This is a genomic window from Microcoleus sp. POL10_C6 (genome assembly GCF_036701585.1).
Lineage (GTDB): Bacteria > Cyanobacteriota > Cyanobacteriia > Cyanobacteriales > Microcoleaceae > Microcoleus.
This window is the reverse complement of the sequence record NZ_JAUBRB010000033.1, coordinates 45,062-59,429: the sequence shown is the minus strand read 5'-3', so window position 1 is coordinate 59,429 and position 14,368 is coordinate 45,062. Positions and strand designations below refer to the sequence as shown.

Annotated in this window: 11 protein-coding genes; 3 read left to right on the top strand and 8 right to left on the bottom strand. The window is 44.6% G+C overall.

Annotated features, from left to right (window positions below; all coding sequences use genetic code 11):
- Window position 1: 1 nt before the first annotated feature.
- The 4 genes from QUA34_RS18750 to QUA34_RS18735 form a co-directional block, all read right to left on the bottom strand.
- On the bottom strand, window positions 2-973 hold the full coding sequence (locus tag QUA34_RS18750) for a putative 2-dehydropantoate 2-reductase (RefSeq protein WP_333324692.1): 972 nt from the start codon (window positions 971-973) through the stop codon (window positions 2-4).
- A gap of 77 nt (window positions 974-1,050) precedes the next feature.
- On the bottom strand, window positions 1,051-1,476 hold the full coding sequence (locus tag QUA34_RS18745; protein WP_333080717.1) for a thioesterase family protein: 426 nt from the start codon (window positions 1,474-1,476) through the stop codon (window positions 1,051-1,053).
- Between the two features lie 153 nt (window positions 1,477-1,629).
- On the bottom strand, window positions 1,630-2,076 hold the full coding sequence (locus QUA34_RS18740; RefSeq protein ID WP_333388880.1) for a tellurite resistance TerB family protein: 447 nt from the start codon (window positions 2,074-2,076) through the stop codon (window positions 1,630-1,632).
- Window positions 2,077-2,461: 385 nt separating this feature from the next.
- Window positions 2,462-3,766, bottom strand: coding sequence for an ATP-binding protein (locus tag QUA34_RS18735; protein WP_333388879.1), 1,305 nt, complete (start codon window positions 3,764-3,766; stop codon window positions 2,462-2,464).
- Between the two features lie 126 nt (window positions 3,767-3,892).
- Between QUA34_RS18735 and QUA34_RS18730 the strand changes: the two genes are divergently transcribed.
- The gene (locus QUA34_RS18730) at window positions 3,893-4,216 is read left to right on the top strand and encodes a TMEM14 family protein (protein ID WP_333080715.1); all 324 of its coding nucleotides are present in this window, start codon (window positions 3,893-3,895) and stop codon (window positions 4,214-4,216) included.
- A gap of 188 nt (window positions 4,217-4,404) precedes the next feature.
- Here QUA34_RS18730 and QUA34_RS18725 read toward each other — a convergent pair whose 3' ends face one another.
- On the bottom strand, window positions 4,405-5,430 hold the full coding sequence (locus tag QUA34_RS18725) for a hypothetical protein (RefSeq protein ID WP_333388878.1): 1,026 nt from the start codon (window positions 5,428-5,430) through the stop codon (window positions 4,405-4,407).
- Between the two features lie 77 nt (window positions 5,431-5,507).
- Between QUA34_RS18725 and QUA34_RS18720 the strand changes: the two genes are divergently transcribed.
- The gene (locus QUA34_RS18720) at window positions 5,508-6,920 is read left to right on the top strand and encodes a hypothetical protein (protein WP_333388877.1); all 1,413 of its coding nucleotides are present in this window, start codon (window positions 5,508-5,510) and stop codon (window positions 6,918-6,920) included.
- 241 nt (window positions 6,921-7,161) lie between these two features.
- Here QUA34_RS18720 and QUA34_RS18715 read toward each other — a convergent pair whose 3' ends face one another.
- Both QUA34_RS18715 and QUA34_RS18710 read right to left on the bottom strand, forming a co-directional pair.
- Window positions 7,162-9,705 carry a protein kinase domain-containing protein gene (locus QUA34_RS18715; RefSeq protein ID WP_333388876.1) on the bottom strand — a complete coding sequence of 848 codons (2,544 nt, stop codon included), beginning with the start codon at window positions 9,703-9,705 and terminating at the stop codon, window positions 7,162-7,164.
- On the bottom strand, window positions 9,699-10,106 hold the full coding sequence (locus tag QUA34_RS18710; RefSeq protein ID WP_333388875.1) for a hypothetical protein: 408 nt from the start codon (window positions 10,104-10,106) through the stop codon (window positions 9,699-9,701). The genes QUA34_RS18715 and QUA34_RS18710 overlap by 7 nt, the downstream gene beginning before the upstream one ends.
- A 422-nt stretch (window positions 10,107-10,528) precedes the next feature.
- Here QUA34_RS18710 and QUA34_RS18705 point away from each other — a divergent pair, with 422 nt between their 5' ends.
- The gene (locus tag QUA34_RS18705; RefSeq protein WP_333388874.1) at window positions 10,529-11,761 is read left to right on the top strand and encodes a glycosyltransferase family 2 protein; all 1,233 of its coding nucleotides are present in this window, start codon (window positions 10,529-10,531) and stop codon (window positions 11,759-11,761) included.
- A 158-nt stretch (window positions 11,762-11,919) separates the two neighbouring features.
- Here the strand turns inward: QUA34_RS18705 and QUA34_RS18700 are convergent, their stop codons facing one another.
- On the bottom strand, window positions 11,920-14,196 hold the full coding sequence (locus QUA34_RS18700) for an FdhF/YdeP family oxidoreductase (protein ID WP_333388873.1): 2,277 nt from the start codon (window positions 14,194-14,196) through the stop codon (window positions 11,920-11,922).
- Window positions 14,197-14,368: the final 172 nt, after the last annotated feature.

Below are 14,368 nucleotides of genomic sequence, written 5' to 3'. Positions count from 1 at the left end.
ATTACGACAAACCTAACAGCCTTCTCGTCCTCTCTGCTTCTTGTCTTTGAAAATCCACAAACTTCAACATTCGGTAAAGTACCTCTATTTGGGGCAACTTAACACCTGCTTGCTGCGCCACCCGTATCGGATTACCAAAAATTGCCTCAACTTCCAGGGGCCGCGATTCATCATAATCGATTTTCATGCTGGTGCGGTAAGGCTTCATTTTCTGAGTGTATTCAAGCATTTGTGGGATAAAATCATCGGGAATAATGCGATCGCAACTTTTGGCTCCCGCTACCACTTCCCCCATGATTTCCTCCACTAAAATCAGAGTATCAGGATTAGCCATCAGTTCGTCAGTTCTCGCATCCAAAACTACAGACAGCCCGTTATAAGGAATATTCCAAACCAGCTTTTTCCACCTTGACAATAGCAAATCATCGCTCATTTTTATGGGAATATGAGCACGTTTAAAGTCCGCAGCAATTTGGTGCAATCTATTAGTAATACCGATTGCTTTGTACTCTTGGGAATATTCTCCCAGCGTGATAGTGCCGTAATCTAGGTGGCAGATATGACCTGGCCCAACTTTATAAGAACAGAGAAAACACAGCCCGCCAACCACTCGTTCTGCACCGACAATTTTAGCTACTTCCGGTTCTGTATTCAATCCGTTTTGCAATACTAAAACCGCGCCGTTATCCTTTAATAAAGGAGGCAAAATTTTGGGCAACAAGTGATTTTGAGTTGTTTTCAGCGCTAGAATTACTACGTCGCACTGAGGCATTTTGTGCGCGTCGTGGTAGGCGCGGACGTGGGGGAGGGTGAAGTCGCCTTCGGGAGACTCGACAATCAAACCGTGTTTTTTGACGTAATCGTAATCGCTGCGCAGCAAAAAATTGACTTCTAAACCTGCTTGTTGCAGTCTAGCACCGTAGAATCCGCCTAAAGCTCCCGTGCCCACAATGGCATAATTGCGATTTGACATAATATCAACAATTCAGAAATAATTATCAACAAAACAGAAATTTTACAGTCATTCCCTGCTATTATTTAAAGATAGAACTAATCGGAAATCTCAATCTCAAATTTCCTCATCCACTGCATCAAGTCTTCAGATAGCTGTTTTCTAGTTCGGCTAAGTGCATCGATGCAGACGTGCTTAGTCAGAGCTTTAGCAGCGCTTCTTCCTGCAACTTCCTCAGAAAATACTTGATAGGCAATTTCAAATTCATCGCCAGTAAGTTGTTTGGGCGTCAATTGAATTATCAGCCGATCGCCCGCAAACATTGGGCGATAAAAATCTACACTAGCATGAATTATGGGAAAGGCAACCTCGGAATTGCTGAAAAATGCTTTGAGATTAATTCCCGATGCTGCTAGAGATGCCTCGTAAGCTTCGTGGCACATCGCCAAAACGTTAGCAAAGTAAACGACTCCAGCAGCATCGGTATCTTGAAAGTGAACAGTGCGGGTGTAAGTGAAAGGCATTTGAGGTAGTAGCGGGCGATCGCAATTGGGCTCGCAATTTTACCAACCATCATATCCCTCAACCCGCACTTTTGGAGAATTTGTCAGCTAAGTAAGTAGGCGCTAATTTTTTATATTGTAAAATTCGCCCTCCTCACTCCTCCCCCTGATTTATTAACCTTTGTTCTTAATCAACATCACGTCTATAATCTTGAGGGCAATATCTTCGGAAAGCCCCAATGCACTGTAAAGATCGTTCAAAAGTTGTTCTTCTTCTTCTGAAACCTCGCCATCTGCTAAAGCGATATCAGTTGTCACAGCAAAAACGGTTTCTTTAAGTTCGTCGGGAAGGGTTGCCAAAGCTGCATTAAACAGTACCTCAACTCCTTGCCGTTGCAGAATCATCAGCAGGCGCTCGAGCATTTTTCTCATTACGTCATCGGGATAGCTGCGGAACAGTTGCATCCGAGATAGCGTCATGCTAATCGCTTTACTTTCGCTGTCATTGATGTAACCGTCGGCTGCTACGGCAATTAGCGCGATCGCCGCAAATGCTTCGGCCGGCCCTAACGTTACGTCCGTTTCTTGACGAGTCTGCGCTACTTTATCAAATAAACCCATGATATTTTCCTCATTATTTAGTGGTCGATTTATGGAGTCAGGATGGGTTCTGGCTCTGGAGGTTTCTTGGGAGATTTTGATAATTATATCAAATTTTGTTAGTTAGTTGTTATCAATAAAATTATGAAAAAATTAAGAATTTTTATTTCGCCCTTGGGTGCTGTAATGGCGGGTTAATTCCTATCCTGAATTGCCTTTCCATATGGAAAGTGAAACCCGCCCTCTCAGCGCAGACTATCTACTTGTGAAAAATGGCTAAATCTGCTTTCAGGAAATCAACAAACTGCCACGCAGTCCTGCCCGATCGACGCAATGGCGGGTTTCTTCAGATCCTGAATTGCCTTTCCATATGGAAAGTGAAACCCGCCCTCCTAACGCAGACCATCTATTTGTCAAAAAGGGCTAACTCTGCTTTCAGGAAATCAACAAACTGCCGCGCAGTCCTGCCCGATCGCCCATTGCGACGAGTTGCCCATTCTTTAGCGCGGTGTTCCAAATCATCGGGAGCGAGTTTGATTCCAGCAAGTTCTGCGAGATGTCGGACAATTGTTAAATAAGTGTTTTGATCGGCCGGTTCAAAAGTTAAAGTCAAGCCAAATCGATCGCTAAATGAAAGTTTTTCCTGCACAGTATCCCAAGCGTGAACTTCGTCTCCATCGCGGGGGCGAGGTCTGTCGTCAAAAAACTCTCGAATTAAATGCCTGCGGTTAGATGTGGCGTAAACTACCACATTTTGAGAGCGAGCAGTGACATTCCCCTCTAAGACAACTTTCAGAGCTTTAAAAGCATCGTCATCTTCCTCAAAGGAAAGGTCGTCCACAAAAATAATAAACTTTTGAGGAACTCCTCGCAACTGCTCGACAATTAGCTGCAAATCTTGCAAATCCGATTTAGATACTTCAATCAAGCGCAGATTGCGAGAGCCAAATTCATTTAATAGCGACTTCACCAAAGAAGACTTGCCCGAACCGCGGCTGCCGTACAGCAAGACGTGCAAAGCCGGATAACCGGCCAACAAAAACTCCGTATTTTTCACCAGAGCATCCCGCTGCCAATCGCAGCAAACCAACTCTTTTAAAGTTATACCATCGGGATGCGAAATACTCGCCAACTGCCCTCCCCGCCACCTAAAAGCGCGATATTCAGCAAACAAACCTGTGCCAAACTGTCGGTAATAAACTGCCAAAGATTCCACCGCGCTCGACCATTTTTCCAGTTTTCCGTGCAGCGGCAAATCTCCCGGTTCTGCTACAGTTTCTGAATGCCAAATCGGAGGAACTGCGTCAAGTTGACCCGCTACGCGCACCCACTTGCTCAACTGTTCGCTGCTGCATTCGTAAATATTTTGCAGCACTTCTAAATCATGTCGGGCGGCTTCCACCAAAGCGGGGGGCAAACTTGCAAAATCTGTTTGCTGAGCTCGGCGAGAAAAGGGGTTTTCGTCTTTGAGAATTTCGGAAATCAGAGAATCTTTCCAGCTTAAATTTTTAGCAGCCTGAAGTTTGAACCAGTTTCCGTAAGCTATCTGACATTCCAAACCGCTGACTTCGCTGTGATGAAGGGCTTGCAGCAAATCGAGAAAAGCTTGACCTGCGGGGCTTTTGAGAACTGATTGATACAGCAGCAGGGATGCTGCTTGGCGCTGGAGGTAACGGATTTGGGCGATCGCACCAGAAGTTAGGGCTGACATAATGGCAATTGTATAACAGTTACATATCCTGACTGGCTTTAATAAATTTTCTAACAATTCGTGACACTAATTGCAGGCTGCGCTGTATAAATTTAGATGCAAACAGTGAAATCGGGAGGATTAAAAATGAATTTAGGTACAACAGCCGCGATCGGCTACGGCATTTTAACACTGGTTGGCGGCATCATGGGTTATATCAAGGCCAAAAGCCAAGCCTCACTCATTTCCGGCCTGATTAGCGGTTCCCTGCTAATTTTTGCCGGCACCGCCCAGCTTATGGGACAAAGTTGGGGTTTAACATTAGCAGCAGCCATCTCCGCTGTTTTAGTAATAGTCTTTATTGTGCGCCTTGTTAAAACTCAAAAATTCATGCCGGCCGGAATGCTAATTTTAGCTAGCTTAGCGTCTTTGGGCGCGATCGTTTACGAAATCAGCGGTCAATATCAATAATCTGTTGACAGTTGACAGTTGACTGTTGACTGTTGACTGTTTTTAGTGGTCAGTGGTTATTTGTTAATTGTTAGTTGTTCGTTCTAATAACCCATAACCAATAACCAATAACTACTAACCAATAACCAATAACCAGTGACCAATAACTAATGACTAATGACTAATGACTAATGACTAATGACTAATGACTAATGACTAATGACTGCATCAATATACTGCTGAACTTCCCTGAGTTGCTGCCGCTGGCATTCGATCCAAATTTTTTCCGCAGATCGCTGTTCCGGCGTCTCTTTCTGATACCGCGCCTGCTTCTCTAAAAAATTATTGTAGAATTTAATCGCTTTTTCAACTGTTTGAATTGCCAGTTTCATGCGCTCCTCAAAAATTGCTATAATCACATTATCCAGGATTAACCCAATCACTTTACAGGACTCTTCAAAATCGACCAAACTGATTCCCATCTTGCTTTTGTGAACCAAATTCTCTACAGGTTCTTTCAGTGTTTCTTTAAAAGTTTTAATATAAGAATCAGGCAAATATTTCAGTGGCTCCGTAAACTTCGATACAATCTCCCCGCCTATTGATTGTAGTCGCTCTCTAAATTTCGACTGACTCTTTAGGTCGAAGCATTCAATACAAATTTCAAATTTTTCTATATCTATAGATTGTAATTCTTGAAAAATTAAAGTTAGTTCATTCTCCATAATTAAAATCACTCGCTCGGCTTGGGCATCAACTTCATTCCGCAACTCTTTGTGCAAATTATCTTTTTCAAAAAAACCAATAGTATCTCTTTGAAAGACTTGAGCGTTTTTATCCCACAAAAACCACTGATTTTTTAACTTAGTCGCCTTGTCGCTCCAAGATTTGCGAACTTTAACAACAGCATCATATTTGCCCTGCTTTCCTAAACTGCGAATTCTCACATCGCATCCGCTTAGTTCGCCAATTTGCTCCCAGACATCAACAGGAGATGATCCAGCAATTCTCGGCTTGCTATTCCAGACATCCTCAGCATGAGATACATCTTTGAAACATACCTGAAGTAACCCCTTGAGTCTGATGGCAGATTGCTTAATTTCGTCAATACAAGGTTCCACATCTAAACTGAGTTGGGTAGCTGACTGTTTAATCTCCACGGATTGATATTCGTCTGCCAACAATCGATCGCTAAACTGGGTAATAGCCTGGAATGCCTTGAGATACTCATTCATTTCCTTTCATGCCTCGTTTCCCTAAACAGCATACAATACAGAACATCTGCGTTTTTGAATGGAAACTGAGTCACCACATGGATTATATATTCACTCCTGCAACTCAGGCGCGACTCAATAGTGGCAACCTTGTACAGCCTGCTACCAAAACAGGAAAATTGCTCCCGGCAGCTAGAGATCCGGTGACAGGGGAGTTTGTGGAGCTTGCAAAAATTTTTTATCAATCAAGAAGTGAAACTCTATCCTCGCGCGGAGTTATAGGATTGCTCGCACAGTTAGCCGGAGGTGGCCCCATACAGCCGCTGGTAGCTCCCGTATACGTGACTGTGGCGCCGTTGCAGGTGGCTCAAACTCATCAGGGGTTTCAAAAAATATACAGAATGCTTAACTCTCTGAAAATTAATTTGGCAGTGATCCAAGCAACTGCTGCTGTCATTGGTATTGGCACTGTATCGAGCACAGTTTTGTCAGCAGTAAACCTCAACCAAGTATTAAAAATCCGAGAAGAGGCAAAGCACCAGAAGCTAAAAATTAAAGACGGATTTATCGATCTCAGACACATCCTCAAAGATAGGGGAGTAGAGGTGATCCAGCAGATTTTTAAGGTGGCTCACGACTCTAGTTTTGAAATGCACCGCCAGAAACTGGTTAACGGTTATGAGATTTTTTCTAAAGCTATTAAACGCTGTCAGTCAGCCCTGACAGTGCCAGATATTAAACTTCGGAATTCCGAAATTAATAGCGGGAGGGATATGCTGTTTGAGGCTTTAAAAATTTATGACAATCCCAGTTTGTTGGAGGGGGTGTGTTCTGCCGGACAACTCAGGCACATGGAATGTGTTTGGGCGATCGAGCAGGCGATCGGCGTCACGTTTCACTTGCAGCGGGCCTACGATATGGTGAGCGATCGCCTGCGGGAACTCCAATCAAAAATTTGTCAAAATCTTCTAACTGTTGTTAAAGGATGTCAATCCGAACCAGAACTAGATTTTTTATTTCCTGAAGTTACTAGGATTCTCGGTCATGATTTAAGTGTAATAGAATTTTGGCAAAATGAGGTTGATTGGATGGAAACTTTGTCTCCAAAAGAGCAGCACCAGTTAGCTAGTTTAGATAAACTCACCGCCGATAGTTTAAAAAGCAGCGTGTACACTACATTCGCGGTATTAGCTGCGGAACCTTCCCTTTATGAAACTTTAAAGCAAAAGTCTCACTTTCTATCCTTGCGCGACCAGCTAACCTTCGCTGTGTCCCCGGAAATCCGCCGGGGATACGAATTTTATATCAGCCAGCAGGCGATCGCTACTGGCTATCAAGCTTTAGCTGCCTCGAATTGGCAAGAAATATCCGATTTAACTGTGGCTAACCTCTACCACTTTTTTCAAATTCGAGAGGAATCCCCTGAAAATTATCCAACTGAGGACGAATTAGAAACGCCTTATTGGCACTTTCCCAAAACCTTAAAAAACGAGTTGAATTACAGCAATTAAATGACTAATGACTAATGGATACTGTTGACTGTTGACTGTTGACTGACTTCTTCCCTCGTAGACACAACTTTTCAATTGTTACACTATCTGTAGTAGTAAGGTGTACACTGCCCACCCTACAAGTATAGTCTGTGCGTCAAGGACTATTTTTCCTTCTTCCTTCTTCCTTCTATCCTTTACATCCGTTACATCCGTTACATCCGTTACATAATCCGTTGCCGAACTTCCTTCTTCCTTCTGATTACCTCAACCACAACTTAATAGTATTGTCTTTAGAACCGCTAGCAATAGTTTTGCCATCAGGACTAAAAGTCACCACATAAACCTCATCGGAATGTCCCGTCAAAGTATTCAGCAATTCTCCGGTAGCAAAATCCCAAACTTTAATAGTTTTATCCTTGCTCCCGCTCGCAATAAAATTCCCATCCGGGCTGATAGCAACCGAGACAATATCGTCAGAATGTCCCTTGATCGAGCGAATTAAATCTCCTGTTTCGATATTCCAGATTTTAATACTTTCATCGTAGGAACCGCTAACAATGGTCTTGCCGTCTGGGCTAACAGCAATCGACCTCACGGGGTCGCCGTGTCCCTCAATAGTTTTGAGCAACGCCCCTGTTGCGACATCAACAATTGTAATTTTTTTATCCTTAGAAGCGCTAACCAAACTTTTTCCATCTGGAGTGAAAGCAACAGAATAAACAAAATCTGTATGGTCTGGAAAACTCTGAATCAAACGGCCAGTTGCTGCCTCCGAAATCTTTGTGGTTTTGTCTCCGCTGCCACTAGCCACAAGCTGTCCGTCGGGGCTGAGAGCGACAGACCACACAGAAGCAGTGTGGTCGAGACTGCGAATCACTTGCCCTGTTTTTAAATCCCACAGCATGACTCGCCAAAAACCGGTTCCCGTCGCCAGTTTCGTACCGTTTGAGTCAAAAGCAACCGACCAAATGGTGGAGGAATCTCCTGGAAAAGTGCGGATAGACTTGCCTGTAGCTAAATCCCAAATTTGGATGGTTTTGTCTTTAGAACCGCTGGCTAACATTAAACCGTCTGGACTGAAAGCAACAGACCCAACGGCATCTGAATGCTGAGCGAAATTTTTGACTTTGGCGTTCTTCCACCGCAGACCTGCTTGGCACTGTTCCTGTAACTCTTGAGCGGATGAATAGCTGCTGGAAGTGTTGGCAATTGTTGGTATTTGGCTGATGCAGTCTTCATAATTACTGCCTTTATAAAGAGCTTCAATTTGATTGAGTTCTTGGGATTCTTTCTGGGCTCGCTGCTGCCATTCTTGCCACTTGAGATATCCGTAAATTCCCCCGATCGCAGCTAAGATAGCCGCAATTGTTGCCCCGGCGAGATAAGGGTTGAATTTGCGAGTTTCTTTGGGGACAAGTGCTGCTGGGCTGGCGATCCTCTCCGTTGGCGTAGCCCCCGTAGGGGCGGGCTGCGCTAACGAGAAATCGGTTTTTCCGTTCAGATTTACCTGCGAGGATAGCGCCGAGCCTGCCTGCAATTCGAGTTGAGGGGCACTGCTGGCTGGTGGCCCATTGGGGTTGCGGTGTCCCTCCAAAACTGTGGAGATCGCCTTGTACAATTTAGCAAATAAAGATTTAGGAATGACTAATTCTTCGATTTTCGCGGCATCTTCGTCGGTAAGCCCTAAAACTTGCTGCAAGCGTTTTAATTCGTCGCGAGTTTCCAGAGAAAATGGATATTCTTGCTGCATTGCTTCTTGCAGTGATTGTTCGTAGCGTTCGCCTTTTTCCCTGTATTTTCGGTAAGGGTTCAATACCTCATCTTCGATCGCCTCTGCTTCTTCTGGCAGCAATTCCAAACTGACGCGCAGTTCATCTAATATTCTACGACCGACGACGGTAATATCACCCCGGCTGCTGCTGCGCCGATCGACTTCTTCGCGATATATTGTTAGCTTGGGAATCCGCGCCCGCGAGCGATCGCCAATTTTCCTCAAATCGGCTAAAGCTTCCGCCGCCGACTGGTACCTCTCCCGAAAATCGTAGCGCACCATATTATCCAAAACATCAGCCAGCGCTTGGGAACACGTGGCTAAATGCCGCCAAACAATTTCGCCTTTATTAGAATTTTTCAAATCCCGCAATTTCGGCAAATCGTAAGCCGGCAAACCCGTCATTGCTTGGATGCCAATCATTCCCAAAGCGTAGATATCGCTGTTGAGTTGCGGGTTGTATTGAAATTGTTCGATCGGCATATATTCCAGAGTGCCAATCCGCACAGTTACCGGCGCTTGTCTTTGAGCGATGTGAATTTCTTTCACCGAGCCAAAGTCGATTAAAACTAACTTGTTGTCTGAATAGCGACGGATTAAATTTGCCGGTTTAATATCTCGGTGAATTACCCCCTGGCCGTGTACAAACACTAAAATTTCTAACAGTTCCTTCAGCAAAGGAATCATTTTTTCTTCAGTTAGAGGCTTGCCCGGTACAATCTCTGTTGATAGCGAGTGACCGGCAACAAAGGATTCAACTAAGAAAAATTCTTCATTTTCTTCAAAATAAGCGAATAGCTGAGGAATTTGGTCGTGTTGACCGAGCTTTTCTAGAACTTCTGCTTCTTTTTGAAAAAGACGGCGCGTAGTATTAATTAATTTCGGTTCGGTCGTACCGGGACGCAGGTGCTTGACAAAGCACTGCGGTTCTCCCGGACGGCGAATATCTTTGGCAAGATATGTTTGTCCAAATTCTCCTGTTTCTATGACTTCAATGATTTGATAGCGTCCATCTAAAAGTTGGCTCACCATGATAATAACGCAGCCTTTTTTTGGTTGATTTTCGCAAGAAACAGTTGCAATGTTGAGTCAGTTGTATAGCCTTTTTCAGGTGAATTAGGTCTTCCTGGGCAGGGGCAAAACAGGGCATTGGGCATTGGCAAAACAGGGCATTGGGTATTCGGAATAGTTGTTTCTTTCCTTCTTCTTTCTTTCCTTATTCCGAGTTCCATCGGACTTCTTCCCTCTGACTTCTTTCCTTCAGACCTCTTTCCTTCATACTTCTGACTTCTGACTTCTGACTGAGATATTGCACCATTCTCAATTACTTGTTGAGGAACAGGCAAGATGCCTGTTCCACAAGAAAAATCATTCTTTGTGGAACGGGCATCTTGCCCGTTCTTGACAATGGTGTAACATCTCAGTTCTGACATACTTTATTTTTTCAACATCTGCAAAGCTTGATATCCCAAAAAGAAAAAACCCAAAGCGCCGAGTACCGCTATCGTGTTCGCAAACACATCGACTGTAAAAAATTCGCCCATTGCAATATCCTCTGAAAACTGATATCTATCCTCGGCTTTTCGGTCGCTGTCTGGGTGAGGGGTCTTGCCCCTCGCTGCGGGCGAGCCGAAAGATGCTCACAAATTATAGCAAAAGAGTTGGTCAATCGATTTTAGATTTTAGATTTTAGATTTTAGATTGAAGCATTGACCCCACGGATGAATCCGGGGGCTTGTATCCTGGATGCTTTCGGTCAAAATAACTTTTCGGGCGATCGACTAGCTTTTTGTTTTAATATTTTTTAATATTTAGGGAGACAAATCCTGTACCGAAATTTTGAGGTCAGTTCGCTTTGATATTGTTAACCCTGCTAATTTTTTCTCTGATTGTAAGTAGAGCTTACACTAAGAATTTGCGCCGATCGGTCGAAAATGCGCCTCGAACCGACAGAAGTTTGGCTAAGCTGTCACCGGAGTCCGCCGCGCAGTTCCCTAAAGTTTCGGTAATCGTACCAGCATACAACGAGGCAGAGAATATTCGGGATTGCGCGATCGCCATTTTGGAGAGTACACCGCTGTCTGTGGACAACCTAGAGGTTTTAATTGTAGACGATCGATCGACAGACAACACGTTAGCGATCGGGCAAACCCTGCAACAGCATCTCAACGACCCCCGGCTTAAAATATTAGCAGGTCAGCCGCGACCAACCAACCAATATTGGGCGGGCAAAAACTGGGCCTGCGCCCAAGCTGTTCAAATAGCAACCGGAGACTTCTTATTATTTATCGATGCCGACGTGCGACTCAAACCAGGTGCGATCGAAACCGCTATTGCCACAGCCGAAACCGAGAAAATAGACTTGTTCACCTGTATGCCAGCACTGGTTTGTGAGTGTTTGGCCGAGTGGTTAGTACAGCCGATAATGTTCAATCACCTAGCAGTTTGCTACGACTTTACCGCAGTCAACGATCCCTCGAAAACAGACAGTGCTTTTGCGGGCGGGCCGTTCATGTTATTTAGGCGATCGGCTTACGAAAAAATTGGCGGTCACGAAGCAGTTGCCGGCGAAATTGTGGAAGATGTGGAACTAGCTAGACGCATCAAACGTGCGGGTTTAAAGCTCGGACTTTATTCCGGGTCAAATTTGGCATCCGTGCGGATGTATCGGTCTTGGAGCGCATTGTGGGAAGGCTGGACAAAGAATTTGTATCTCGGCGCTAACCGCAGTTGGGGCTTGATGGTTTACATGGCTGCAATTATGTTCTTTATTTATCCTATGCCGTGGATAGGATTATTCATTATTCTGAAACAAATAATTTCCGTCTTCCCTCTTTCTTCTTCCGTCTTCTCTCTTCCTTCTTCCTTCTTCCTTCTTCCTTCTTCCTTCTTAGTAATAATCGTAATTTGGCAGCATTACAATTTGCGCCGCTTGGGTGCCGAGATTTCTGAATGTCCGACGAAATACTGGTGGTTAGGAGGTTTGGGAGGTGCGTTAGTGGCGGCGATGGCGATCGGTTCTGCGATTAAAACCGAAACTGGTTGGGGATGGACTTGGCGCGGTAGAACTTTGCAAATTAAGAGTTAATTAAGACTTGCATAGGGGCAGGCAATATGCCCACCCTACAAAAAATTAACTCCTTGTGGAACAGGCATCTTGCCTGTTCTTAAAAATCATCGAAAATGTGAGTTATAGAAGACCGAAGGCAGAGCTAATCATAACATCCGTTACATCCGTTACATCCGTTACCGAACTTCCGCGTATACAAAAGCAGGTACGCGCTTGTAAGCAGGCGTGCCCGATCGCTTTTCAATCTCCGGGTGAAAAATCACATTAACTTCAGGATAAAACATCAAAGCAGCACCCTCACGAACCGCCCCGTAAATCACCTCGACATTTTCCATTTTCCCCACATTTCCCTGCACCGTCACGCGCTGATGTTCTTGAAAACCAGTGCTTTCTGCATCCGCGCGATTCATCAAAATGCAGTTGCGGTGCGGCATTCCCCGGTACTTGTCATCAATTTTGTAGACGACAGTATTATGCTGAGAATAGCTGCGTCCCGTCATCAATGCCACAACAATACCCTGTGTTGACTCCGATACTCCAAATTCTTTCGCTTCCGGTAATTTCAGCTTAGGTAAAGGCGTGACAAACATCTTCGCTTTCCCAGACTCTGTAGGGAATTTAGGTTCTGTAAAAATGCGACCGCCGATCGTGAATTCCTCTTTTGTTTCATCAATTGTGGCTATTTTTTCATAGCCCGGAATAGTTTTAGCAATCAATTGGCGAACGTATTTTGTGTCTTGAAGTTGGCGCCAATCAACGGGAAAATTACCGTGAATTCGGCTGGCTAATTCTGTTAAAAAATGCACTTCAGGAATCAAATCCGAATTCTGGAGATGAGTTTCTCCCTCATCATTTAAACGCACAAAATTATTCCCCGATTCCACCGTTGTTTTGTGGGGATTTTCAAAGCGATTCAGTACAGGAATCACAATTGTATTGTGCTTTGCCAATCCGTGAAAATGGCCTAAGTTCGGTTTGGTTGCGAGGTAGATAACGGTTTCAACATTGCTTAAAGCGCGTTTTGCCTGCGTTGAATCTGGATTCGCCCCGTACAAGTTGCCGCCCAGACAGATCAGCGTATCGACTTTGCCTGCATCTGCTGCTTCAATGAGCGATCGAGTTTCGTAACCCTTAACAGGACTGAGGGGACGATTTAATAACTTTTCTAAAGCTTGTTGAATTTCTTTTTTCAGCTTGACAGTGACGCCCATAGAGCCGAATCCTTGGACATTTGAGTGTCCTCTGACTGGCATTAATCCCGCCCCTTCTTTGCCGACATTTCCCGTCATCAATGCCGTATTGGCGATGCTGAAAACGTTATCTACAGCGTTACCGTGTTGGGTAATTCCCATCGCCCAACCGAATACAACTCGCTTTGAAGTGCCCAGGATTTTGGCTGCTGCCTCAATTTCTGCTTGGGAAACTCCGCAGGTTTTAGTAATAGTTTCCCAAGAGGTTTCGCGGGCGTGCTGGACTACTGCTTCCCAGCCTTCTGTATGAGCTTGCAAATAGCTTTCTTCCAGCAAACCTTGTTCGATTATAGCCTTTTGAATGCCGACAAATAGCGCCGTATCGCTGCCGGGAATTGGTTGCAAGTATAAGGAGGAAATATCGGAACCGGGGATGAGCGACTTGACAGGAAATGCGGGAGAACCAAACTTGACTAACCCAATTTCCATCACCGGATTGATTACAATTATTTTACCGCCTTTGTCGCGAATTTTAATTAACTCGTTCATCAAGCGGGGATGGTTGTAGGAAGAATTGCTGCCCGCTAGCACGACGCAATCTGCTTCCTTCAAGTTTTCTAGACTCACTACCGAGGTGCGTGTGGCAAACATTTCGCTTAAGCCAGTTGTCGAGGGAGCGTGACAGAGATCGGAACAATCTGCTAAGTTATTGGAACCCATCGCCCGCATCATCAATTGCAGCAGAAAAGCCGCTTCGTTGGAAGAGCGACCAGAACTGTAAGATGCGACTCTTTCGGGGGTTTTGCGAAAAGCAGCTTCGGCAATTTGATAAACTTCTTCCCAAGAAATGCGATCGTAATGAGATGAACCAGCCCGCAAAATCATCGGAAAACTCAGCCTTCCCAGCCTATCGGCTTCCATTGAAGTTAATTGCTGTAGTTCTGCAATACTCTTCTTTTCAAAAAATTGAGTTGAGATAGCCGGCTTGATTTCAGCGGAGATGGCTTCGACGCTTTTCATGCAGCGCTGAAGTTTTTCACCCTCTTCATTTGTAAAACCTCCTTTCTGCCCGCCAGTGCCCCAAGAACATGACAAACAAGCACTTTTGTGCAGCAAAGTTTTCCAAAGTTTCGGCCCTTCCGGGGACAATGTATGTTCTGCCCAATATTCTATTACGGGCAAACCGCCACCTATGTCTGGTGTTTCCTCGTTTGTCTCGTTGAATGGCGGGATTGGTTGGACATTTTGGGAGTTGACATCCATGTGGTTGACCTTTTGTTTGAATTGCGGATTGATGGGGCGGGCGAACCGCCAAATGAGTTAAATTTATTACTGGAATTTTACCGCAAATTTACAGCCCAAAACACCAGTCAACAGATAGATTTTTTAATCTAAATTTAACTCGATGTTCGCCGTCACGAATGCAAGTTTTTAT